Below are 24,952 nucleotides of genomic sequence, written 5' to 3' on the forward strand. Positions count from 1 at the left end.
AAAGTATCCTCGAGGGAAATTCAATCCCACCAACAATAGAGCGTTTTAGTATTTTTCATCTCGAGCTCTAACTCTTCGATACTGCCCGTACCTTGCCAAACAACGTCAGGACAAAATTTAAATACTTCTTTGGCAAACTGTTTCCAATTTACCTTATTTAAGGTCACTTTGGCTTCAATCCAATCTTGACCTGCACCAAACAAACTAAGACCATAAATAGAATGCCATTGTTGATATTTTTTTAAAACATCGTCTGATGTTATGTTGTAATTCATGCCATCAGTACGAACACTTTGTAGTTAAGCTAAATCATCCTTGGCTTCAAAAATAACGATTTCATCTTCTCGATAGCCAAAATTAGTGTCATATAAATAAACGTAGTTGGAAGAATCTGTAAGTTTGCTTCTCAATTCACTTACAATTTTGTAGCCATTGTCCGGTTCGACTTTGGCCAAGACACCGCTGACGTCAATTATTTCAAAGTTTTCATCATATGCAGAAAGTTGTTCTACCGAAATTACTGCATTACTGACTGTAATATATGAGGCTTTGCTAATATTATTGTTTAGGAAAAGCGCCTCATCTTCATTTCCAATCGATGTTTTGGAAAATGCAAAAGACAACAGCAACAATAAAAGCACTTTTAATTTCACAGATCAGTTTCCTTACTAAGAAGAATTAACTCGCCGACGATGGCAAGACTTTCATCATAACAGTGTTTTTATCTTTTTGTAGGTTAGGAAGGTGGTTCCGCATCAAGTGCGGAATGACGAATAGGTAACCTCGGAATGACGAATAGGTAACCTCGGAATGACGAATAGCTAACCTCGGAATGACGGATGGTTAACCATGGAACGACAATTAGATAATTGCATTGTAAAACAACAGTTTGGTATATTGTCAGACTACATCAATCATTAAACTTGGCTGACGACAAAACGGTGAATTCTAATCACTCGGGTATCATTTTCACCAATAAAGAGCAAATAAGCCTGCTTGTGCTGGTAATTATAGCTTTTGTATTAGGTGTACTAGGCTACTACGAATACTATAAATCCATAGACCAATCCGCGACCCTATTCGATCTAATGTATCGCTCTTTGACAATGTTTTTCTTAGATTTTCCAGCGGAAGGAAAACTTCCTTGGACATTAGAAATGGCCCGCTGGCTGGCGCCATTAACGCTTACATTCACCATAGTGAAAACATTTTTAGCACTCGCAAGGAGTAAATTTCATTTATACCAGCTAAGTCGTAAACATGACCATGCCATTCTGTTTGGCTTAGACAAAAATAGTGCAAAACTAGCCTGCTCTATGCTTAAAAATGGACAAAATCCAGTGGTAGTGGAAGACGATGAACACAACCAATATTTGGGGATACTAGCGGAATCAAAAGTCCCCTATTTAATTGCTAATCCGGCAGATAAAACCTTATTGAAAAAACTCAATCTGGCACAAGCTAAATATTTATTTGCAAATACAGCGTCTGATTCAACTAATCTTGAAATTCTGCATCAGGCGCTCAGTATCGAGAAAACCCGATTACTTAAAGCGGTCTGTAAAATCCGGCAAATATCATTGATCAATGTGCTTAGCTCTTGCTCACTTTTTTCGACTAATCATCCGAACATGGAAACTAAGCTCATTAACCATAAAAAGTTAACGGCTCGGTGGTTACTCGGGCACCAAGGTCCTGATATTTTGATTAAGGATTTTGCGAGCAGACAGAATCTGCATATTGGTATTTTGGGCGACAACTTGTTGCTAAATTCATTAGTCGAACGGTTAGCAGAAATTGGTATTTATTGTCCTAATAGCCAATTAAAAGTCAGCATAATCCATGTTGGTAAAGTGCCAGAGGAGAATTTATTAGAACAAAGCTCTGTTCTAAACGAGTTGCTGGATATAAATCACATTCATTTACCCGATTTCAACCTTGAGTCTTTACAAACCAATGCCAAAATCACTAAATTTGACTGTCTTTATGTTTTGCTGAAGGAATTTGATTCCGTACTTTTATCTTTGCACTACTTGCAAAGGTGTAGTGTCGATTTTCCTGTAGTTGTCACGGAAACTGACAACTTGCAAGGGTTTACATGGTTGTCTGAAGAATTTTACAATCAAACTAATTTTATTTTTGCCAACCCATATGATGCTATCCATGATTTCGATAGCATATTCGGAGAAAAGCAGGACGCTCTCGCCAAGGCCATTCACAATGCATACCTAGCGGAAGAAGAAGCCAAAGGTCTAAGCGTGCAAGATAATAACGCTTTGGTACCATGGGATGAATTACCTGAGGTATTAAAGGACGCCAATCGCAATCAAGCGGATCACTCGCTAACTAAATGTCGTTTTTTAACGGGAACATCCTCTCCTGATAAACAAACCTTGATGCAAACCCTATCCAAGGAAAATGTTGAGCTGTTAGCCGAAATGGAACATCAACGTTGGGTTGCTGAAAAACGACTTGCTGGTTGGCAGTACACCTCAGGTGAAAAAGACAGCAATCGCCGCTTGTCCCCAAGCTTAATTCCATACAATGAGTTAAGCGAAGCCGAAAAGCAAAAAGATAGGGACACTATTTTGAATTTGCCTAAATTGTTAGAGCTTAGGGGGAAAGCTCCCGCATCAAGTGCGGGATGTCGGAGGCTGGCTGCGGGATGACCAGTTTTCTCCGTCAACGCGGTGCTAGCCGCGTCCAAGATTCAATTGTATCCCTGACATAGCAGCTTAGGCCGCAATTAGAACTGGTCTTGAATCATATCAATGTTGTAACCCTTAGGGGCTATAACTTGACGAATTTGCTCCAGACTTAGGTGTTCGCGGTTTGCCAACGCCCAAAGATGAACAGCTCTTGTACCTGTTTTGCAGAACGCATGCACCACGGACGAATCATGCAGATTGTGGGCAAATTTCTCGATATCTGTAGCGTTGTATTGACAAGGTTTCACAGGAATATGCACATATTCGATACCGTGACTTTCACATAGCGCCTGCCATTGCGCGTCGTTGGTTTGGTCTGGTTGCTCACCATCTGGTCGTAGGTTAATAAGCGTTGTGATGCCCGCTGCTTTTAGTTTATCGATATCGCTTTCAGTTAACTCACCCGAGATAGAAAAATTATCGTGTAGTTCTGTTATTGTCATTGGTTTTCCTATTTATCTAATCTTTTATATGTAAAAAATAATGCTTAGTTCAATTGAACCGATAACGGCAATTTTAAATAACGAGTGCCATTAGACTCTTCTGCGGGTAGTTCACCCCCGCATATATTCAGTTGCATAGCTGGTAGCAATAAACGAGGTGCAGTAAGTTTAGCATCTCGTTGTTTACAGATTTGAATAAATTCAGTTTCAGTGATCCCGCGTTTTATATGAATGTTGCTACGTTTTTGATGAAATACGGATGTTTCACAAGCGTGATAATCGCGGTTGGTGGTTTTAAAATCATGACCTACAAAAATGCGTGTTTGGTCTGGTAGGGATAATATCTTTTGAATAGAGTAAAAAAGGGATTTAGCACTGCTATTGGGAAAATCGGTTCTAGCTGTTCCGTAGTCGGGCATGAAGAGCGTATCGCCAACGAAAATGCTATCCTCAATTTTATAGCTAACACAGGCAGGCGTGTGTCCAGGAGTATGAATAACCTCAATTTCTAAATGACCGAGATTGATGATTTCGCCATCTTCAAATAGCATATCGAATTGGCTGCCATCACAAGGAACTTCACCATTAAAGTTGAACATTCGTTTAAAGGTATTTTGAACTTTGCGAATATGTTCTCCAATGCCTATTTGTCCACCGCGTTTTTCTTTTAAATATTTTGATGCAGTAATGTGATCTGAGTGAGCATGGGTTTCTAAGATCCATTCAAGTGTTAGATTATTTTCATCCATAAAACCAATAATTTTATCTATACTTGCCGATGACAGTGTTCCAGAATTGGGATCGTAATCTAAAACAGGATCTATCACTGCAGTTTGCCATGTGGCTTTATCTGTTACGACATAGGTTACGGTATTAGTGGATTCATCAAAAAAAGGTTGAATTGAAAGTCTATTCATAATGAATGATTCCTTTTCCAGAAAATAAATCATTTTTGGAATAATCTAGATTGATGCTTTGATACACATTGAGATTTTGAGGTGCAATATGTGTAGTTGCTATCACAATTTTTGACATTGCTAGCGCATTTAAATTTTCTGTCACTATGTCGATTGTTTTCACATCTAAAGATTCAAAGGGTTCGTCTAACAACAATATTTTTGCATTACTTAGGAGAGCTCTCGCTAAGCCTAGACGCTTTTTCTCCCCGCCAGAGAGTCTGCGACCATTCTCGCCTAACCATTGATCCAGTGAGCCAAGGTAGGCTAGGTCGACTTTGCCTAAAATATCTTCCAACAAAGCGTCGCTTGCTTGTGGATTAGCGACTAGTAGGTTGGCTCTCAATGTATCTGCTAAACAATAAGGAAATTGTTCAATGTAATAAGCTTGTCGTAAAAGACCTGTTTGGCTTTGATTAGTAGATGTTTTAGAGCAAAAACGGGCGCCTGAAAAAGCCGCTAAACCCGCAATAGCATGAAGTATACGTGTCTTTCCAACGCCAGAGCTTCCCTCGAGTAAATGGCATTTTCCGATTGGGAAGTTGGCATTAATTCTTGGAATATTGGAATGTTCCGGTTGAAAACCTTTTAAACTCAGCATTTCCACAGAAAAATCCACAGGAGTAAGCTGTTTGGTCGTTTGTGCGACCTTGTCTATTGCCTGTTTAGCTTTGAAAAAGTTAAGTAATTGCTGTTGATTTGCAAGACTAGGAGTTAGCCAATCGTTGATAGACAATAATGCTATGGGCAAGATAATGAAAAGAGGATTGCCTAGCATATTTTCAGCATTTACTTGCATAAAATAACTCAATGCAAATATTGATATCAGGAATAAACATAAGGCAGCCGTACGAATACGAAACTGAATCTTTTGTTCAATAACTTGCAGATTTTTGATGCTGGGTGTTACTGCCCTTAGATTTCCATGCAGATGCCAAATAGCGGCAGCTTCCACATGTTCCAATAGGCGATATTGCAACTGAGTTTTTATTTCAACTAGTTTAGCGCTAGTGCTCAACAAAGATGTTAATAAAACCCCATAAAGGCAGACGAAAACTAAGGTAAAAATAAGCGTAACAGGCCAAGCATCGGTGGTTAGAAAAATTGCGAAGCCATTTAACAAGGCTAAAGACATTATAAATCCCGCATTTTGCCCAACCCAAGATATCCAAATACTGGCAACCTCTTCAGTCTGATGTTGCAAAGCATCTAGGGAATTGGCTTTTGGCGGCGTTATGCTATTTTCTAGTTGAGCGAAACTTATTAGCCTCAATTTCGCCAACACTTGTAATAGATGGTGATGACCAAATAACATACTGAAATAGCCAGAGGCAATTCTCAGTAAGGCTAATGCTCTAATGATCACAGCAGGTAACATATAGTTGAATCCCATGCCTGCAATACTGCTCGCCGCAATAAACCATGACGCGACCATAAGTATAAGAAGACCTGTTGTCATATGTAGCAGAATCAAAAATAGGGTCAATATGGTAGCTGGCCAACTTATGACAGTAGCATTGGGTGTATTGTGTTTATTCATCGACTCGAAATCCTCCCATCTTCTACATGCCAAGATTGGTTAAACCAACTTTCTGGCAGACTTTTATGGGAAGCCCAAATAACTGTTTTATGCATGAGTTTTTTATGAATTAGATGGGCTATTTGCTGATGCTGATCTTGGGTTAAATGTGCGGTAGGTTCGTCTAACAACACACATTCTTTATTTTGAAGCAATATTCTAGCAAGAGCGAGACGATGAGCTTCGCCGCCAGATAACAATGGATACTCTCCTAAACAAGTATCTAGGCCATAGGGGAGTTTGGAATACCACTGAGTCAATTCCACTTCATCTAATGCCTGCAAAATCTCCCCGTCATTAATGAGAGCATGTCCCATAGATAAGTTATCTCTTAAGCTGGCATTGAGTACTTTGGTTTCTTGAGTCATCAGCGCAAGATCGCCTGATAGTTTGTGAGAAGCTTGTCTAAACCCCATTAAGGCTTCTAATAAAGCCGTTTTACCCGCACCAGATCTTCCATTCAAACTTACCCAGTCACCCGCAGATAGTTGTAATTTGTTAGCTACCAAAGTGGGGGTATGTACCCGATAGTTGAGCCAGGCAATACCGGTAAAGTGAGATTGTTTCTGTGGTTGTGGGATATCTACCAGCACATTTAATAGTCGATCAGCGCCAGCTTCGGCTTTAGCTTTTTGGTGGTAAAACTTACCTAATGCGCGCAATTCTGAGAATAACAACGGACTGACAAGCAACATAAAAAGGCCATGGTGCAAACTTATCGCAGGTCCAAGGTTGATTTCGCCTAGCATAGTAAAACCAATAAATACGGCTACCAAGGCTATGGAAATAGTGGCAAAGAAATCCAGTACAGTATTGGAAAGAAATGCCACTGATACAACACTCATTGTTTTACGATTGACAATAGCACTGGCATCTTGGATTCGCTTTGTTTGCTGTTCATGCTGAAAGCTAGCCGTAATCAATGGCATGGCTTTAAGTCTATCCGAAAACATGTCCCCCAAGCGCTCGAGCGCCAAAAAATGTTTTTTATGTAAATTAGCTGCGCCTTTGCCGACTAAAATCATAAACAGCGGCACTAATGGCAGGGTAAAAACTAGGGTTAACCCAACCACATAATGAATAGGGAATATCACCACTAAGACCAATATTGGGGCAATGCCGGATAACCACTTTTGCACATTATATTGGGTAAAAAACTGCGCAATATCAGGTACATTTTCTAACAGTAATTGCTGCCAAAAAGTAGCTGAATATTGGCGCGTAATAGCAAGTTGTTGCTGATTCAAAACCTGATGGATTTTCTGTTCAAGGTCAGCTTCTATCTTGTGCTTAGTATTTAGTGCTAAAAAATCAGCAACCCATGCACAGATTGCCCAACTACCAATAGCTATTAGCATTGGCGTAAATTGAGTGAATAAAATAGCTTGTTGCTCAACTACAACTAAGTGAATTTGGTGAGCGAAAAACCAAAACGCACTGACCTGAGCAACAAGCTGTAAAATTTTAATCCCCAATATTTGCAGTTGACGTTGACGATACGGCTTGGCTAATTGATTTAGCCAAGCACGGGTTTGTTCAACAGAAATTGGGGATTGATTATTCTGCATTACTCTTGTTCCGGACGGTCCATATCTTCGGTAGATTCAAGCCACATCGCGTTGATGATGCCGAATGAACAAGCTAGTAATACGCCTAAAATCCAAGTGAAATACCACATAGTCGAACTCCTTATTAATAGATTGCGTGAGACTTATTTAAGTCTGCTTGTTTAATGCGTCCACGCATGACCCAGAAACCATAAAGGGTGTAGGACAGAACGATAGGCACAAAAATACAAGCCACAATAAACATAGTTTTTAAGGTCAGTAGAGACGAAGTAGCATCCCAAACGGTTAGACTGGCTTCTGGCATAGTGCTACTTGGCATTAAAAACGGAAACATTGAAAAACCTGCGGTTAGTATGATGCCGGTAATGGTCAGTGAACTTGTTATGAAGGCAAGTCCATTGTGGCCTTGATAAGACATCCAAGCACAGGCCAAGGCACCACCAATACCAAGAATGGGGGCAATCAACATCCACGGATAATTAGCATAATTTGCTAACCAGCCGCCGCTGACCACTTCTACTGTTTTGGTTAACGGGTTACTGGTCGCTTGCGTGTCGATAATAGAAGTGACTGCATAGCCATCAACACCTAATGCGAGGTAAATACCCGCTAAGATAAATAACCCAGCAGTGGCCAAAGATAAGATAACTGACACAGCTCTGGCGCGTTGTAATAGCAATCCATCGGTTTTAAGTTGTAACCAGGTAGCACCATGGTTTAATAACATGGCGACAGAAACTAAGCCCGCAAGCAAAGCAAAGGGAGTTAACAAGCCGAAAAAACTGCCCGTATACGTTGCTTTAAGTGTGTTATCTAGTTCAAAAGGCACACCTAAAAGCAGATTACCAAATGCCACACCAAAAATAAGAATCGGAATGATACCGCCAGCAAATAACGCCCAATCCCACATTAAACGCCACTTCTTATTCGGTAATTTACTGCGATAATCAAAGCCTAAAGGTCGCATCCACAAGGCAATTAAGGTAAGCGCCAAAGCGAGATAAAAACCTGAGAATGCGGTAGCGTAAATCATTGGCCAAGCAGCAAAAATAGCACCGCCAGCGGTAATAAACCAAACTTGATTGCCATCCCAGTGAGGACCTATGGTATTAATCATCACCCGACGATCTTCATCGGTTTTGCCGACTAAGGTGAGTAGAGCTCCAACGCCCAAATCGAAACCATCAGTTATTGCAAAGCCAATTAGCAGCACGCCAACTAACACCCACCAAACAACGCGAAGAAATTCATAATCGATCATGATTGTGCTCCTTGAGGTTCTGCGCCAATTGTAGAAGCATCTTCCAATGCTTTTTCAGACTCTGCGAAAGTCGCAGAAGGGCCTTTCTTGGCATATTTTTGCATCAAATAAAATGCGGCAATAAACATCAACGTATAAAAAGTAGTGTAAGCGACCATGGTGATGACCACGTCAGTTACGGTTAAGTTAGATACTGATGTGTGAACAGGTAAAATCTCGGCGATAGACCAGGGTTGGCGACCGTACTCGGCAACAAACCATCCAGCTTCAGAGGCTATCCAAGGTAATGGTAAGCTCCAAACGGCGGCTTTTAGTAACCAGCGAGGTTTGGTTATCTGATGTTTAGTTGAGTAGTAGAAAGCTAAAACGAATAACACTAGCATTGCCACGCCTGATGCTACCATCAACCTGAAACTCCAAAATAATGGCGCAACTTTGGGGATGCTGTAATCAACCGCTTTGGCTATAGCTTCTTCACTTGGGTTAGTGATGTCTTGAGTGAAAGGTTGCAATAGCATTGCATAACCAAGATCGTCTTTATGATCTTCAAACACTTGTCTCTCGGCAGCTGTTGCTGTGTTAGTTCTCACTTTATCTAACACTTCATAGGCCTGAATACCGGAAAGAATGCGCTCGCGATGATGTATTTTATGGTCTTTTAAGCCGGTAACTTCTTCGTCTAGTGAGCGAGTAGCTATGATACCCATGGCATAAGGGATTTGAATTGCATAATCTACCGTTTGGGTTTCGTCATTTGGAAGCCCTACTATAGTAAATGGTGCAGGTGCAGGATGGGTTTCATATTCAGCTTCAACTGCTGCCAGTTTGACTTTCTGAACATCACCTAATTCGTAGCCACTTTCATCGCCAAGCACTATTACTGACAATACAGATGCCAAACCGAAACTAGCGGCGATAGCAAAAGAGCGGCGAGCAAACGCAATATCTCGGCCTTTAAGTAAGTAATATGAAGAGATGGCCAATACGAAAATAGCGGCGGTTACATATCCAGCGGAGACTGTGTGCACAAATTTAACCTGAGCAACAGGGTTGAACATGACTTCGGTAAAGCTAGTCATTTCCATTCGCATAGATTCAAAGTTAAATTCCGCGCCTACTGGATATTGCATCCAACCGTTGGCAATTAGAATCCACAATGCTGAAAAGTTTGAGCCTAAGGCTACCAACCAAGTTGCCATCAAATGCTTAACCTTTGACATGCGATCCCAGCCGAAAAAGAATAGACCAACGAAGGTTGATTCAAGAAAGAAAGCCATCAAACCTTCAATGGCTAAAGGGGCGCCGAAAATATCCCCTACGTAATGAGAATAATATGACCAGTTCATGCCAAACTGGAATTCCATGGTTAAACCAGTTGCTACACCAATGGCGAAGTTAATCCCAAACAATTTGCCCCAAAACTTGGTCATTTGTTTGTAGATTTCCTTTCCTGTCATTACATAAACCGATTCCATTATTGCCAACATAAAGGTGAGCCCTAGTGTTAGCGGAACGAAAATGAAATGAAACATTGCTGTCATGGCAAATTGCAACCGAGAAAGCTCGACTAGCGTCTCATTCATGATTTGTCTCCTAAACTAAATAAAAACAATAAAAACTATTTTGCGTTTAGCATAGGTTGTGCCATACCAAGAAAGTAATTTATGTATATGAAATATATGAAAAAATTTATTCTTTCGTGATTGATTATGCAGGCTTCGGTCAGAGATGACAAAAACGACTGACATATTTGTCAGTCGTTTCTTTAGGATAGAATACGGATTTAGTTGCGTGTTAAAGATCTTTGGTTAGGGTAAAAGCGCCTCGAATATCTTCTAAAGTAAACCCTGTTGCAGCATCCTTAGGATATTTTTCGTGAATGACAGTTCTGACTTCTTCACTAATTGAAGTGCCATGACAGGCTAAACATACTTGGCCAGTAGGAATAGCCTTCATCATCCTAAATTGATTGTCTTGAATTGAAGTAACCATCAAAGTATCTGGTGCGGCGCCCGACTTAAAGGACTTATCAAAAGCGATGAGATTCTGAGTTTCCCAATCATCAGGCTGATTTGCTTGGTTTCGAGTTTTTAGACTAGTGCGAGCAAGTTGCCAACCATGGGTAGATAACTTGTCCGCTATTTTAGGCGCTTCTTGATGACAAACTTCTACCGCTGCAGTTAAACCTTGCGTCTGAATCGTTGTAACCAAGGTGTGCTTTAAGGTTTCAGCGAATTTGCTTATTCGCATTTTGCCTTCCAGCGCTAACGCTTCTTGTTCATTGACAATTTCAGCGTCGGTCAGTGCTGGTTTTTCAGCTAAGGAAATTGCGTCAGAGCCTTCTGCGGGTTGTTGAGCTGACACATTCAAATAAACCAATAAAAGAGCTGGCGCAATATAACGACTTGCTGTCATGTTGTTATCCTTTTACTCGTGTTCTGTTCTTTCTATTCCAAGCACTTTTAGTACGTATTTTTCATAAACTGGCTCGCTGGTGCCCGTCTTCATTTTTCGCATAAAGTACTTTTCAAAGGCAATTTTGGCAATATGCACCCATTTTCCTTTTTTAAACCAAGTGATATTACGTGGTGGAATTTGCGGCATTGCCACAAAAGCTGCACCAGTATCCCCCATGTCTGCAAGACATATAGCATGCCAGGTGCCTTTTGTAGACGGCGCCTGACCATCGACAATGATGGCTTTAAGATTATGTGCAATAGCCGTCATCATGGTTTCGATCATGTAACCTGTTTTTGGCGTCCCCGTTGGCACTGGCGTTACTTCTACTGGCGGAATTGCCACACAAACACCGCCTGAAAAAATGTTTGGGTAAGTTGGATTGCGTTGATACTCATCGGTGATCACAAAGCCTTTGGGGTTACATAAGCCTTCAACCTTAGCGACCGCATCTATACCTGCAAAAGGTGGTATCAACATAGAATGATTAAAGGGTAATTCATGTTGATATTCGGCCTCGCCTTTGCGGTTAAATTCCGACACAAACATAGTACCGTCTTCGACTTTGTCTACACTGGCATTACAAGTCCACTTGATATCCCGAGTACGCAGTTCAGATTCCAATACTGATTTAGAATCGCCAACACCTCCCAAACCAAGGTGACCTATGTAGGGCTCGCTAGTAACAAAATGAATCGGTACTTTGTGACGAATTTTTGCGTTACGTAGCGCTTTATCTAATATAAAGGCGTATTCATAAGCTGGGCCAAAACAGCTCGCGCCCTGAAAAGCACCCACAACCACAGGTCCAGGGTCTTTTACCAATCGTTCGAAATCTTCGTAGCATTGCTCGGCGTGATCAAGGGTGCAGATTGATTGCGTGTATCCTTTAGGACCTGCACCTGGAATAGTGTCAAAAGCTAATTTGGGGCCGGTAGCTATAATCAAATAATCATAGTCGATAACGTCCCCTTGTTCGGTCTTCAATTGATTATTCTTGGCGTCAATTTCGATTACCTTACCGCATACAAAACCTATATTTTTTTTACTCAAATATTTTTCAATAGGTAAGGTAATAGCCTCAGCATGTCGCCATCCGACAGCAACCCAAGGATTTGAAGGAACGAACCTAAACTCAGGCCTTTCATTAACAACAACGACTTCGTGATCTTTACCTAAAATTTCTTTTGTTTCATAAGCTGCAGGCATTCCACCTGTTCCAGCACCTAACACCACAACTTTAGCCATCGAATTATCCTCTCATTCGGTTGCCACCGAAATATTTGTAATTTGTAAAACTTATGTAAACAAAAGACGTGCCAAAAATGATAAACATCTATCTAATTGAATTTTTTAGAAAAAATACTCTAAGGAAAAATTAAGTTGTTTTAACGTTGCGTTTTATGTCAAATTTGTCAAAGTTAAAGACAGCAATGACAGAATAAAAACTAGGTAATTCTTTATGTCAATCGTGCAATCTATGATCAACGCTATCGATAAACCGGCTATTTTTATTAACAATAATTATGAAATATTGGCTGTTAACGATGCTTATCGAGACACCTATGAAACAGAAGTAAAGGTAGGTACCAGTCGTTGTTTTGAAATTTCTCATGGACATAGTAAGCCTTGCGATAAGCATGGCGAGGAGTGTCCAATCCAGCAGTGTGCTAAAACTGAAAAAGCAGCAAGTGTTATTCACATTCATAATGTGGCCGGTGGTAAAACCTACTGCGATATTTTGATGAAACCGGTTAAGGATGAAAATGGCATTACTACCGGCTATCTAGAAATTTTAGACCGCATTAACTTTGCTTCAGCAGAGTCTCAAGACAACAAAATGATAGGCACATCAGCGCCATTTAAGGAAATGTTAACTAAGATAAATCGCGCAGCAAAATCAGAAATTGCAGTACTCTTGCACGGTGAAACCGGCACAGGTAAAGAATTAGTTGCCAAAGCTTTACATGCTTCTAGTCGAAGAGCTGAAAAGCCCTTTGTTGTTATTGAGTGTACAGGGTTGAATGAGAACTTGTTTGAGTCTGAACTTTTTGGGCATGAAAAAGGGGCCTTTACCGGCGCCACTCATGCAAAAAAAGGGTTGATTGAAATTGCCAATGGTGGCACGGTATTTTTTGATGAAATAGCCGATGTACCTCTAAGCATGCAGGTAAAATTGCTAAGGTTATTAGAAACGCAATGCTACCGCACCGTTGGTGGCATTAAACAGCGCAAAGCTGATTTTCGTTTGATCTGTGCCAGCCACAAGAATTTGCTCGATTTGGTCGACCAAGGGGAGTTTCGACAAGATCTCTATTATCGTATTGCTGGTTTTCCCATCGATCTACCTTCTCTGAGTCAAAGAGAGGAAGATATACCTGCGTTAGCCAAACATTTTTTAAGTCAATCAGAAATGCGACATAAAAAATTTAGTCCAGAATCCCTTAAAAAACTGTCTGAATACCGATTCCCGGGAAATATAAGGGAACTGAAAAATATAGTGGAGCAGGCGGCGTTGTTAGCGAATGAAGATGTTATATCGCTAGATGATTTACCTGCTCAGGTTAAACCTAATACAACAAACGCAAAGCAAGCCTTAACCAAATTAATGTCCTTGGATGACGCTGAAAAATCCTATTTGCAGCATTTGTGTGAATCAGAGCAATTACCAATCGATGAATTAGCAGCTAAATTGGAAGTAAGTACTCGCACACTTTATAGGAAGCTACAAAAATACGGGCTGAAATATGAATAACGTCAGCCCAATTTCGATATGAAAATCGTTATTCAGTAATTCCTGTTGCTAACTCTTTTTCGGTTTTAAAGCCAAAGACTTTACGCAACACTATGGTCGCAGGACAAAAGCCGGTAAAGCTTTGTTGGAATAGGTTGGCACCAATAAATACAGTAAACCACACAAAATTTGGATGCACCCAAACAGTGAGCGCTACTGACAATAACACCATAAAGCCTGCAAAAGCGGTTAATGCACGTTCAGATGACATAATTACTCCTCAGTTAATAAAAGTATCGATAACGAACAAAGACGTTTGACGCATCTTCAAATTGATTAAAAAAAGTGAAAGGCTCATCACCGTAGAATATGTTGAACCCGCCTGATAGTCGCCAGTCGTCAGTTGGGCTATAGTCGGCGGAGAACTTAAAATACCCATCCTGATCAGTGGTTGAAAAAAAGTTAAATCCACTTAAGGTTAGGGTTTGCTGCAAGGCTCTGTACATTAGGCGTTGGGTGATCCAAATTCTACTTCGACCAATTTCAAATTGTGGAGCAGGGCTATTCGCTATTAGTGCATCGTAGTCGTCATTGCGTTCTAAATACCATTGCACACTGCCGGTAAAATTCTTGGCTAATTCCTGTTTGTATCCTATCAACCAACGTTGTTGGCTGTTAGGAATAAGAGGATTAGTGCCTTCACTGTCTTCTTTTGAGTCGTATAGAGCAAATTCAGCATTAAAAAGGCCCGGCCCTAGGGTAGTGATCATACTGGCACCCACTACCTGTAACTCTGAAAATGTAGGCTCGCCTAAAGGAGTCGCACTATTCGGTGACTTATGAAAGCCATCATAAAAATAAGCTGCGTATTCCGTTGGTCCCACACTTTTATAAATGCGAATCGCATATTCTGGCGAATCGGGCTTTAGCGGTGATTTGACATCAAATCCTGGCGCTATATTTTGTCCTGCCATTGGCGAAAAGAAAGAGAAATAATCTCCGTTTATGTAGTTGTCAGGAGTGAATTTAGGTGTTACCACAAAATCCACATTAGCCCAATCGAAAAAGCCGGAGATTTTTGCTGATAAAGAAGGCGCTTTTAAATATTCATCGTCACGTCCCGAAAAGAACGACTGGTAATCTTTTGGGAACATATCGTTTAAAAATATGTAATCGCCCGTACCCCAAGTGAGAATTTGTTGGCCAATTTTAACATCAAAGTTTTTACCCCAATCTCCTACCGAATCTAGGTTACCTTGCCAAAAGGCCTCACGAACTTGGAGTTTAGATTGCTGTAATACACCGTCGTAGTAAGCATCGGCACTGAATTGTAAACGCGATGCGGCTAAATCATAGTCGACTTGTATTTGCGCTCTTAAATCTCTCAAGGTGCCTTCGCTGTCAATAACAGGATCAGAGCTTAATCTTGTGCCTAGTGCCCCCTCAATAAAGCCGGTGATTTGGTAGGCTTTAGCCTCTTCTTCCTCTCCCCAATCGCCCATATCCCAATCATCGTCTTGAGAAAAAGCCATTGTTGAGCTAAGACCCAAACAAAGGGCCAAGACACTTAATTTACGAAGTTTACCCATGGGCTTTATTAATCCAACCATTTTCTTGGAGGGTTACGTAGACTGCGCTCAGAAAATACATCGTCCTCTAAGCCGACATTATATTTAATATTTCTAAATTCCATCAGGGTATAGGCGTCGTTGGCTAAATCACTGACCTTTGAACGCACAACCGTTGGGAAGCCCTCAATGGTCTCAATTTTTACGGCTTCTACTCTACGGTAATTAGTGTCGCCTTTGTTGTAAAAATCAATTAATACAGGCAGTTTGGTCTCTTTATCTATAGTCACCATGTAATATTCAAATTCAACTGAATCTGGAACTTTTGGAACGGCTTTTAATACATAACTGGTATCGGTTTCTTCAGCCAAAGTAAAGTCATCTTCACTGATGGCACGACCTGATACATCTTCATAAAAGAAGTGAGAACCCACGAAGGAAGTGCGTTTGTCTCCAGCGGAGATTCGATTGACTAAATCAAGTCCAGGCGCATACATCCAACGGTCATCATCAACATCAAGTGCTGTATGCTTTTCTACACGAAACACAAAATCTTTGACATCAGCAGGTCGTGAGAAAAACACCATCATTTGTTGATCGCCGTTGTCTTGGGAGTCACGACGTAAAATAGTAAACTGGCGCAACTGTTTACGCCCTTGAGAGTCAACAATCATCATTCTGGCATCGGAGCGACCATCATCGCCCGCATAATAAGCGACTTTTTCGGCTTCTTTCACTAAAGCATCGACATCAACGGATGCCAAGCTAGAAAATGACAATGCAACTAAAGCTAATCCTAAAATTTGTTTTTTCATTTTAGTACTCCAATTAATTTATTTACCGAAAACAAGGCGTTTCGCCATTGTCATTACCGCTGGTAAGATCAACAAGGTGACCAGCGCAGATATCGCCATAATACTTGCTAAAAAGATACCTACCGTTATATATGGCACCAAAGGGGCAAATAATAAAGGTGTGAAGCCCAGCGCAATTACCAAAGCGTTTCGCGTAATTGCAGTCGCTGGTTCGTCAAACATAATGGCGAAGGTTTGTTTTAGATCCTTTGTTTGTGAATAAGTTTCTCTCGCCCGTTCAAGGAAGTGGATGGCGAAGTCTACTGAAAGTCCCAAGGTTAATGCTGAAAGCACAGCAATGGGCATATCGTAGTCCTTTCCAACAATGCCAATTAATCCATAAATGAAGGTAATTGTGATGGTCAAAGGTAACATCGCAAGAATGCCGAACACAAAGGATCTGAACAGTACTACCATCATGATAAAGACGATGAAAAAGGCACTGATCAAACTGTCTAACATGCCAGCTACCATGTTGTCTTGCCAGACTACGTTTAAGTATGCTTTACCTGCCCAGCCCAAAGTCAGGTTTGCTGGCAAAGGGTTCTCTTCAATAAATTTGTCAACTTGTTCGATGACCTGAGTCATGTCTTGATTGTCGCCCGAAGTAAGCTGTAACCAAATCAACGTTTTTTGATAATCTGGGGTAACAAAATGCCATAAGTCTCCCGGACGGTGCGATGATTGATATTGCAATAGCGTTTGGGCAACACCTTGAGGTGAATTTGGAATTTTATAATCGCTAGCCTCACCTGAACGCAACTCGCGATTCACTATCTTTGTGACATCCGCAAGAGAATTGGATTTACCTACCAAACCTGAAGCTTGCAGGTAATCCTGCATGTCACTTATGTAAGCTAATAATTCAGGTGACTGGAAAACCTTGGATTGACTTAGAGCCTGCTCCATGTCGTTGATTAAAATGGATAAATACTGATCTTCTTCATCGGTGACATCTGAGAATAATTTATCATCTATGCGAATTAATAATTCTTGGTATTGCTCACTAATGACTTGACTATCTAATTCCTGGACCACATCTTGTACCCAAGTGGTTAAACTTTCTGGTGCGCTTTTTAATCTGTCATTTAAAGGGGCTAAGGTTTCTGTGCTACTAAGCACCACGTAAGCGTTATAAGTACCTGCAAACTGCTCATTTAACACGCGATCAGCAACTCGAATTTCATGGTCTTGCTTAAACCATCTTACGGGATTGTCATTAATTTGAATTTGAGTAATACCCCAAACTGAAACCGCGAATACAGCTGCAAAACCTAATACTAAAACCACTCTAAATTTTAACGCAAAACCGCCTAAACTTTTGGCAAATCGAGCTATTTTACTGCCACCTTGTTGGGAGTGCATGACTTCTTGAAGTTTGTCTAGACTGGATTCATTCATGCGTGATAAATAGGCAGGCATAAAAGTAATAGTGATTAAAAACGCCAGTAAAATACCGGTGCCGACAAAAGCACCAAATATTTGTACTGGTGGAATGGGCGTTAACATTAACGAGTAGAAACCAATACAGGAAGTAACGGAGGTATACAACATAGGTGTGAATAGATGCCCCACCACTTCTTCAATGGTCTCTTGTAAGTTTCTACCTGGCTTATAGCGATCGCTGAATTCCGACAATATGTGCACTGAGTCAACCACTGCGATCGGCATTAAAAAGATCGCAATCATTGACGACATAATGTGGACAGTGAAACCCATTCCAATTAAGGCGCCCATGGTGATTAGAACGGTTGCCATAGCAACAACCATAGGCGCAATGATTAAGGGAATATTGCGGAAAAATATGAATAATAGAATGAAAATGGTTAAACCCGCTAGCGGTGCTGAAATTCCCATTTGGATAAACATCTCTACGCCGAATTGATCTTCAGCGACGGGCAATCCAGTGATATACCAATTGGATGTGCCATCTAGTTGATCAATTTCAGCCCGAATTTGCTCAGCAATATTGTAACTTTGATTTTTATCTGCAATGGGCACGTAAATAGCAGCCGCTTTACCGTTTTGCGAGGCCAAAGTTTCTTGTAGCAGGGGAAGTCTTGCTAAGTTGCTACGGATGTTACTTGCTTCTTCAGCAGATGAGGGTGGATTAGACATCATCCACTCAAATCGAATAGTACCGGGAGCTTCTTGGGAAATGTTATCCACTGTGGAAATGGACATTAAATCAGCATTAATAACCCCTTCAATTGACAGAATTGACTCTGTAATGTCATAAATGTCAGCAAGACTCTGCTGGGTGAAGACACCATTTTCATCTTGGGTATTCACTATGCCAACCACTATCGCATCATGCATGGCGAACTGAGTCTTTACCTCGTTATGAAACACTCTAGCCGGATGCTCTGCATCCAGCATGTTCTCTGGGTCTGTGTCCACTTTTATCCGCGGCATTTGCGCCGTAAAAGCGATGGCTAAAACAAGTAAAATTCCGTACACCAATTTAGGTTTTTGGGTACAAAAATGGACTAATTTATCTGCAATTGACATCATTTCTCAAACATTTGTTTTGTTAAACTAACGTTAAGTAATACAAGAAGAATGCCAAAAGCGCCAGCAAAGCAAGGTTAAAATAAAGGAGACGTAGTTCATTCTAAAAATGGAGCCGTAGTTCATTATCGCCTCAGCGTAAACATTGAAAACTCCTGAAGCCAAGTTGGCGATAATGAACTACGGCTCCATTTTTAGAATGAACTACGGCTCCATTATTTACGCTCGTGCTTTGAGTAAGCCCCTACGACTTTAGACTTAGTGAATTACAGGTGTTAATTCTATGTGCTATACATGGGGCACTTCGGATTGACCTAGATTTGTGCTTTGGGTTGCATGAAAAGGTCAAATTTTTATGTGGTAACTAAAAGCAGGAGGATTCCTATGATCTATTCAGCACCCGGTGAAGCTGGCAGCTTAGTCAGCTTCAAATCACGTTATGAAAACTTTATTGGTGGCGAATGGGTACCACCCAAACAAGGTTTATATTTTAAAAACGTTTCACCCGTTAATAACGAAGTTTTTTGTGAGATTCCTCGCTCTTCCAGTGATGACATCGACCTAGCCCTAGATGCCGCGCATAAAGCAAAAGATGCTTGGGGCAAGACTTCAGTAACCGAACGTTCTAACATCCTTTTAAAAATAGCTGCTCGCATGGAAGCCAACCTAGAAATGTTGGCAGTGGCTGAGACTTGGGACAATGGTAAAGCGATTAGAGAAACTCTGAATGCCGACATTCCCTTATGTATTGATCATTTCCGCTACTTTGCCGGTTGTGTTCGGGCGCAAGAAGGCAGTATAGGCGAAATTGATAGCAACACAGTGTCTTATCATTTTCATGAACCTTTAGGCGTAGTTGGCCAAATCATACCGTGGAACTTTCCATTATTAATGGCAGCATGGAAACTAGGTCCTGCACTTGCCGCGGGCAACTGCGTAGTATTAAAACCAGCGGAGCAAACACCTGCTTCAATCTTAGTGTTTGCCGATTTGATCAAGGACTTACTACCGCCAGGTGTGTTAAACATAGTAAATGGCTATGGTAAAGAAGCGGGCCAAGCGTTGGCCATGAGCAAACGTATTGCGAAAATCGCGTTTACCGGTTCAACGCCCGTTGGCTCGCAAATCCTGAAATATGCTGCTGATAATATCATTCCATCGACTGTGGAATTAGGTGGTAAGTCTCCTAATATATTCTTTGCGGATATCATGGACCACGAAGATGCCTTCTTAAGCAAATGTGTAGAAGGTACCGTTCTTGCGTTCTTTAACCAAGGTGAAGTCTGTACTTGTCCATCTCGAGCCCTGGTTCAAGAGACAATTTATGACAAATTCATCGAAATGGTTATTGCTCGAACGAAACAAATAAAGCGCGGCAATCCTTTAGATGATGAAGTTCAGGTAGGTGCGCAAGCGTCTCAAGAACAATTTGATAAAATTCTTCATTATTTAGATATAGGTCGTAACGAAGGTGCGCAAGTTTTAACTGGTGGCTCTAAGCAACTAGTGCAAGGTTTCGAAAAAGGATTTTACATAGAACCTACGTTACTCAAAGGCGACAATTCCATGCGCGTGTTCCAGGAAGAAATTTTTGGGCCTGTGGTTGGTGTGACTACCTTTAAAGATGAAACTGAAGCTCTTCATATAGCCAACGATACAGAATTTGGTTTAGGCGCAGGTGTTTGGACTCGTGACATGAATCTATCTTTCCGCATGGGACGTGGTATTCAAGCCGGTCGCGTATGGACCAACTGTTACCATGCATATCCTGCACACGCAGCTTTCGGTGGATATAAAAAATCAGGGGTTGGTCGTGAAACCCATAAAATTGCCCTTGAACATTATCAACAGACTAAGAACTTACTGGTCAGTTATGATGTAAATCCGCTAGGTTTCTTCTAAACTTAAAAAGAAGTTCATAATGCGAAAGGCGCGGTTTTTACTGCGCCTTTTTGTTACACTAAGGCAAAAATTCTAAACCATAAAACATTACCCTTGTAGCTTGTCCGAGTTGTTATCTTTTGGCACGACATTACAATGGGCGCAGATTTTCCTAAAGGACATATTCGATGATTATAAAACCAAAAATTCGCGGGTTCATTTGTACTACTACTCATCCGGTTGGATGTGAGCAAAATGTCAGACAACAGATTGCTTTAACAAAGGCTAAAGGGACCATTGAAAACGCACCTAAACGTGTATTAGTGATAGGGGCGTCCAGCGGATATGGCTTGTCATCTCGAATAGCGGCGGCATTTGGATGTGGTGCTGCAACCATTGGCGTATTTTTCGAAAAACCTGCTACAGAGAAAAAACCAGGTACGGCAGGATGGTATAACGCTGCGGCATTCGACAAAGCAGCGAAAGAGGAAGGCTTGTATGCGAAAAGCATTAACGGCGATGCCTTCTCTCACGAGGCAAGAGCTAAGGTTATAGAGCTGATTAAACAAGACCTAGGCCAAATTGATATGGTGGTGTACTCCTTGGCCTCTCCTGTACGCAAAATGCCTGACTCAGGTGAAGTTGTGCGTTCCGTGCTAAAACCTATCGGTCAACCCTATAAATCTACCGCAATTGATACAAATCGAGATGTAATCATCGATGCTGAGATTGAGCCGGCAACAGAAGAAGAAATAGCTGCAACTGTAACCGTAATGGGCGGGCAAGATTGGGAATTGTGGATGCAAGCTTTATCTGAGGCTGGTGTGCTTGCTGAAGGTACTAGAAGTGTTGCTTATTCCTATATTGGCTCTGATATCACTTGGCCGATTTACTGGCATGGAGCATTAGGCAAAGCAAAAGAAGATTTAGATCGCGCTGCTCATGCCATCAACAGTGATTTAAAACAAATGGGTGGTGGTGCTAATGTGGCGGTTTTAAAATCTGTGGTCACGCAAGCTTCTTCTGCAATACCTGTAATGCCTTTGTATTTGTCTATGGTATTCAAAGTAATGCGCGAAAAGGGTTTACATGAAGGCTGCATGGAACAAATTTATCGTTTGTTTGCAGAGCGCCTATACAACCAATGCTCACCTGATGAGCTTACCGATGACAGTAACCGATTAAGATTAGATGATTGGGAACTGCGTGACGATGTGCAACAAGCTTGCCGCGACCTTTGGCCAAAAGTCACAGATGAAAATCTGTTTGATGAGACAGATTATCAACTTTACAAAGACGAATTCCTTAAGCTATTCGGTTTTGGGTTAGACGATGTTGACTATGAAGCAGATGTTGATCCTCTAGTAGAATTTGACGTCGAATCCATATAATTTCTTAAGAGTAAGGCTCAATTTTCTTAACTGGTTTTAAGTTTATTGAGCCTTCCTAATTCCTAGTTCCAAAGCGCTCTAAACACAAGCAAACAATTTCTTTTGTAGTAAAGTCTTTCACTCTTCTCTAGAATAGATAAAAGCATACAAGAAGAAGGACTGACCATGCTGGATCCCAAAAAAATTGAAGAAATAGCGCGAAATATCACCAATGCCATTCCCCCAGGCATGAAAAACATGGCTGAAGAAGCGGAAACCAAGGTAAAACAAGTTATACAAGCTCAGTTAACTAAGCTAGATTTTGTCAGTCGAGAAGAATTTGATATTCAAAGCCAAGTACTTATTCGAACTCGAGAAAAGTTAGAAGCACTAGAAGCCCGTATTGCAGAATTAGAAAATCAATCTACTAAAGATTAGGCCTAGGTTGCAGTAAACAAAAAATACACAATTCTTAGATTGCCAACAGATGCAGTTTTCAGTACTGTAAACTTCGATATAATTCGGAGAAGTTATGGAACTAGCAATCGCTTATATACCTTGCGCTAATGCGTCTTCAGCGAAATACATCGCAAAAATGATGATTGAAGCTAAGTTGGCAGTGTGTGGCAATATTATTCCCGAAGTCATTTCGATTTTTTCAGGGGATACAGATGTTCAACAGGAAATGGAATCACTGCTTTTGCTAAAACATGACAAGGCGAAATTCGCCGATTTGATTCAAGCTGTGAGCGAAATCCATCCCTATGACACGCCCTGCATTACGCAAATTGAAGTTAAAGATACTAATAAAGAATATTTGCAGTGGTGCAATATGATTTTAGAGTAATTTCTAATTTGCCTTGGAGATTTGAATATGAGTGAAATCCTTCCTCTAGAATGTGCCTGCGGCTCGGTAAAAGGCGAACTCAAAGTCGTAAAGTCGGATGCTTTTCATGTTCAATGTCTGTGTTGCGATTGTCAAAAGTACGCAACAGAATTAGGTACTGCGTCGGCGGTATTAGATGCCCATGGGGCTTCCGATTTGTTTCAAACATATCCTAGCTATTTACAAATTACCCAAGGACAAGAAAACATTAGTTGTATGCAATTGAGCCCGAAAGGCTTATTCCGTTGGCATACTAGCTGCTGTAATATGCCTATCGCTAACACCTTGCGTTCAGCCAAAGTGCCTTTTGTGGGCATTTCAACCACATTTATGAAATTTGGGAATGGACAAACAAAGGACCAATGTTTGGGACCTGTTATTTTAAAAGCATACGGTCGCCATGCTATCGGGAATGTGCCAGAAGATGTGCATCCGACCTTTCCCAAAACTTTTTTACCTAAGATATTGTGGTTCATGCTTAAAGGTAAGATTTTTGCGAAACACCAGCCATCAGTATTCTTTCCCGATGGTCACCCATTGGTTGAAAGCAAATTAGCGCCAAAAAATTAAAGATGTAGTCGGGTAGCATTTAAACAAATTAAAATAACAAAAAGGGGTTAACTGTGAAAACACTAAATATCATTGTATTTGTTTGGTTATGCTTGGTCAGCGCATCAAGTTTTGCCAACTTAACAAAGGAAATTGAGAAAGATTATCAAGCTTATTTAAAAGAGCTTTTTATCCATTTTCACCAGAATCCTGAACTATCAATGGCTGAAACTAAAACGGCTGCTCGCATAGCCAAAGATTTAAAAGCTCTAGGTTTTACTGTGCATGAAGGTATTGCCGAAACCGGAATCATTGCAACGTTAAAAAATGGCAAAGGCCCTACGGTAATGATGCGAGCCGACATGGACGGATTGCCGGTTAAAGAAGCTAGCGGATTGGATTATGCGTCACAAGCCATGCAGTTTGATCCTATTACCAAAGAAGAACGTCCGGTTATGCATGCTTGCGGCCATGACGTCCACATCACTTCTTTGATTGGTACAGCCCGTTATATGACTACCCACAAAGATGATTGGTCAGGAACCCTTATGTTGGTGGCTCAGCCTGCAGAAGAGCGCATCATGGGTGCGCGCAAAATGATGGAAGAAAATATCTGGGAGACTTATGGAAAGCCAGATTATGCCCTCGCTTTACACGTCAGTTCTAACTTCGAAACCGGTAAAATTAATGTATTTGCTGGACCTACTTCGGCAGGTTCAAACAGCGTTGATATTATTGTACATGGTATAGGTACACACGGCGCTTACCCTCAAGGCGGAAAAGATCCAGTGGTGCTTGGTTCGCAAATTGTCTTGGCGTTACAAACCTTAGTGTCACGTGAATTAGGACCCAAAGAGCCTGGCGTTGTGACTGTAGGTGCCTTTAATAGCGGATTCAAACATAATATTATTTCTGATAAGGCGCATTTAAAAATAACCGTGCGCAGTGCAACAATAGAGACTCGGGATAAGCTTCTTGATGGAATTAAGCGGATTGCTGAAAACATGGGAAGAGTTGCCGGTTTACCGGAAGATAAATTACCTGAAGTTAGGGTGTCTTTAGAAGAAGGCACATTACCGCAAATTAATGACGATGCTTTGACCGCGCGTTTACAAAAGGCGTGGAAACAGCAACTCGGTGCCAGTAATTTAATGGAAAAGCCGTCTGAAGGAATGGGTGCAGAAGATTTTCCTTATTTTGTTCATGAACATAATATACCAAGTGTATACTGGTCAGTAGGTGGAACACCTAAAGCTGATTTTGAAAAAGCAGCCAATGGTGGACCTGCGGTTCCCTCTCATCACTCACCATTATTCAAAATTGAACCGGATGGATCCGTGCCTTTTGCGGTTGAAACCACAGTGACGGCTCTTTTGGATTTATTACAAGAGTAGCCTGAATAGCAAACACATAGCAAAGCCATCACTTTACATTCTAGCGATGGCTTTTTTTCGTCAATTCTTAGCATTCTTTAATCAAATCAAGAGTTTTAGGCATGCATTTTAGACAATTGTGCAAATAATCTAACTATCCAAAAATCAAATTTCTACATACAAATAGGTAACCCTGGTGATGACAAGTTTGGCGCCTTGTTTATCAATTCCTATAAACAATTATAGAGGAAATA

Annotated in this window: 22 protein-coding genes and 1 pseudogene; 8 read left to right on the forward strand and 15 right to left on the reverse strand. The window is 41.0% G+C overall.

The features are described from left to right. Nucleotides 1-20 precede the first annotated feature (20 nt). Nucleotides 21-284: pseudogene (locus ACNKW3_RS03545) on the reverse strand (DUF4253 domain-containing protein); the annotation flags it as partial. A gap of 15 nt (nt 285-299) precedes the next feature. Next, a complete protein-coding gene (locus ACNKW3_RS03550) occupies nt 300-653 on the reverse strand; it encodes a hypothetical protein (RefSeq protein WP_427397889.1) in 354 nt (117 codons plus the stop codon). A gap of 288 nt (nt 654-941) precedes the next feature. On the opposite strand from ACNKW3_RS03550, the gene ACNKW3_RS03555 reads away from it, so the two are divergent. Further along, the gene (locus tag ACNKW3_RS03555; RefSeq protein ID WP_427397890.1) at nt 942-2,669 is read left to right on the forward strand and encodes a RyR domain-containing protein; all 1,728 of its coding nucleotides are present in this window, start codon (nt 942-944) and stop codon (nt 2,667-2,669) included. Nucleotides 2,670-2,746: 77 nt separating this feature from the next. Here ACNKW3_RS03555 and ACNKW3_RS03560 read toward each other — a convergent pair whose 3' ends face one another. The 9 genes from ACNKW3_RS03560 to ACNKW3_RS03600 form a co-directional block, all read right to left on the reverse strand. Further along, nucleotides 2,747-3,151 carry a TIGR01244 family sulfur transferase gene (locus ACNKW3_RS03560; protein ID WP_427397891.1) on the reverse strand — a complete coding sequence of 135 codons (405 nt, stop codon included), beginning with the start codon at nt 3,149-3,151 and terminating at the stop codon, nt 2,747-2,749. 44 nt (nt 3,152-3,195) lie between these two features. Beyond that, a complete protein-coding gene (locus ACNKW3_RS03565; RefSeq protein ID WP_427397892.1) occupies nt 3,196-4,068 on the reverse strand; it encodes an MBL fold metallo-hydrolase in 873 nt (290 codons plus the stop codon). After that, nucleotides 4,061-5,647 (reverse strand): ATP-binding cassette domain-containing protein, encoded by a 1,587-nt coding sequence (locus ACNKW3_RS03570; protein WP_427397893.1) that lies wholly within the window; start codon nt 5,645-5,647, stop codon nt 4,061-4,063. The genes ACNKW3_RS03565 and ACNKW3_RS03570 overlap by 8 nt, the downstream gene beginning before the upstream one ends. Beyond that, nucleotides 5,644-7,254 carry an ABC transporter ATP-binding protein/permease gene (locus ACNKW3_RS03575; RefSeq protein ID WP_427397894.1) on the reverse strand — a complete coding sequence of 537 codons (1,611 nt, stop codon included), beginning with the start codon at nt 7,252-7,254 and terminating at the stop codon, nt 5,644-5,646. Before ACNKW3_RS03575 ends, ACNKW3_RS03570 begins: the two co-directional genes overlap by 4 nt. Further along, nucleotides 7,254-7,364, reverse strand: a complete 111-nt coding sequence (cydX, locus tag ACNKW3_RS03580; protein ID WP_427397895.1) for a cytochrome bd-I oxidase subunit CydX — start codon at nt 7,362-7,364, stop codon at nt 7,254-7,256. The genes ACNKW3_RS03575 and cydX overlap by 1 nt, the downstream gene beginning before the upstream one ends. A gap of 14 nt (nt 7,365-7,378) precedes the next feature. Continuing rightward, nucleotides 7,379-8,515, reverse strand: a complete 1,137-nt coding sequence (gene cydB, locus ACNKW3_RS03585) for a cytochrome d ubiquinol oxidase subunit II (RefSeq protein WP_427397896.1) — start codon at nt 8,513-8,515, stop codon at nt 7,379-7,381. Further along, a complete protein-coding gene (locus tag ACNKW3_RS03590) occupies nt 8,512-10,098 on the reverse strand; it encodes a cytochrome ubiquinol oxidase subunit I (protein WP_427397897.1) in 1,587 nt (528 codons plus the stop codon). The genes cydB and ACNKW3_RS03590 overlap by 4 nt, the downstream gene beginning before the upstream one ends. Before the next feature lie 211 nt (nt 10,099-10,309). Then, nucleotides 10,310-10,930, reverse strand: a complete 621-nt coding sequence (locus tag ACNKW3_RS03595) for a Tll0287-like domain-containing protein (protein ID WP_427397898.1) — start codon at nt 10,928-10,930, stop codon at nt 10,310-10,312. A 12-nt stretch (nt 10,931-10,942) separates the two neighbouring features. Continuing rightward, the gene (locus ACNKW3_RS03600) at nt 10,943-12,220 is read right to left on the reverse strand and encodes an NAD(P)/FAD-dependent oxidoreductase (protein WP_427397899.1); all 1,278 of its coding nucleotides are present in this window, start codon (nt 12,218-12,220) and stop codon (nt 10,943-10,945) included. A 214-nt stretch (nt 12,221-12,434) separates the two neighbouring features. Between ACNKW3_RS03600 and ACNKW3_RS03605 the strand changes: the two genes are divergently transcribed. Then, the gene (locus ACNKW3_RS03605; RefSeq protein WP_427397900.1) at nt 12,435-13,727 is read left to right on the forward strand and encodes a sigma-54 interaction domain-containing protein; all 1,293 of its coding nucleotides are present in this window, start codon (nt 12,435-12,437) and stop codon (nt 13,725-13,727) included. A 28-nt stretch (nt 13,728-13,755) separates the two neighbouring features. Here the strand turns inward: ACNKW3_RS03605 and ACNKW3_RS03610 are convergent, their stop codons facing one another. From ACNKW3_RS03610 to ACNKW3_RS03625, 4 genes are read right to left on the reverse strand one after another with little or no spacing between them, the layout of a single operon-like run. After that, on the reverse strand, nt 13,756-13,977 hold the full coding sequence (locus tag ACNKW3_RS03610) for a YgaP family membrane protein (RefSeq protein WP_427397901.1): 222 nt from the start codon (nt 13,975-13,977) through the stop codon (nt 13,756-13,758). Nucleotides 13,978-13,990: 13 nt separating this feature from the next. Continuing rightward, nucleotides 13,991-15,295, reverse strand: a complete 1,305-nt coding sequence (locus ACNKW3_RS03615) for a hypothetical protein (protein WP_427397902.1) — start codon at nt 15,293-15,295, stop codon at nt 13,991-13,993. Nucleotides 15,296-15,303: 8 nt separating this feature from the next. Next, nucleotides 15,304-16,089, reverse strand: a complete 786-nt coding sequence (locus tag ACNKW3_RS03620) for an outer membrane lipoprotein-sorting protein (protein WP_427397903.1) — start codon at nt 16,087-16,089, stop codon at nt 15,304-15,306. Nucleotides 16,090-16,107: 18 nt separating this feature from the next. Further along, a complete protein-coding gene (locus ACNKW3_RS03625; RefSeq protein ID WP_427397904.1) occupies nt 16,108-18,642 on the reverse strand; it encodes an efflux RND transporter permease subunit in 2,535 nt (844 codons plus the stop codon). A gap of 381 nt (nt 18,643-19,023) precedes the next feature. Here ACNKW3_RS03625 and exaC point away from each other — a divergent pair, with 381 nt between their 5' ends. The 6 genes from exaC to ACNKW3_RS03655 all read left to right on the forward strand — a co-directional run bounded on the left by exaC (nt 19,024) and on the right by ACNKW3_RS03655 (nt 24,719). Continuing rightward, entirely contained in the window at nt 19,024-20,541 is a 1,518-nt protein-coding gene (exaC, locus tag ACNKW3_RS03630) for an acetaldehyde dehydrogenase ExaC (RefSeq protein ID WP_427397905.1), read from the forward strand. Nucleotides 20,542-20,708: 167 nt separating this feature from the next. Further along, on the forward strand, nt 20,709-21,911 hold the full coding sequence (fabV, locus tag ACNKW3_RS03635; RefSeq protein WP_427397906.1) for an enoyl-ACP reductase FabV: 1,203 nt from the start codon (nt 20,709-20,711) through the stop codon (nt 21,909-21,911). Nucleotides 21,912-22,076: 165 nt separating this feature from the next. Then, complete coding sequence (ubiK, locus tag ACNKW3_RS03640) at nt 22,077-22,328, forward strand: ubiquinone biosynthesis accessory factor UbiK (RefSeq protein ID WP_427397907.1); 252 nt, start codon at nt 22,077-22,079, stop codon at nt 22,326-22,328. Nucleotides 22,329-22,422: 94 nt separating this feature from the next. Next, a complete protein-coding gene (gene cutA / locus ACNKW3_RS03645; protein ID WP_427397908.1) occupies nt 22,423-22,737 on the forward strand; it encodes a divalent-cation tolerance protein CutA in 315 nt (104 codons plus the stop codon). A gap of 27 nt (nt 22,738-22,764) precedes the next feature. Beyond that, on the forward strand, nt 22,765-23,346 hold the full coding sequence (locus ACNKW3_RS03650; RefSeq protein WP_427397909.1) for a DUF6151 family protein: 582 nt from the start codon (nt 22,765-22,767) through the stop codon (nt 23,344-23,346). Between the two features lie 53 nt (nt 23,347-23,399). Then, nucleotides 23,400-24,719 (forward strand): M20 metallopeptidase family protein, encoded by a 1,320-nt coding sequence (locus ACNKW3_RS03655; RefSeq protein ID WP_427397910.1) that lies wholly within the window; start codon nt 23,400-23,402, stop codon nt 24,717-24,719. Nucleotides 24,720-24,952: the final 233 nt, after the last annotated feature.

This window comes from Glaciecola sp. 1036 (assembly GCF_050306235.1).
In the GTDB taxonomy this organism is placed as follows: domain Bacteria; phylum Pseudomonadota; class Gammaproteobacteria; order Enterobacterales; family Alteromonadaceae; genus Glaciecola.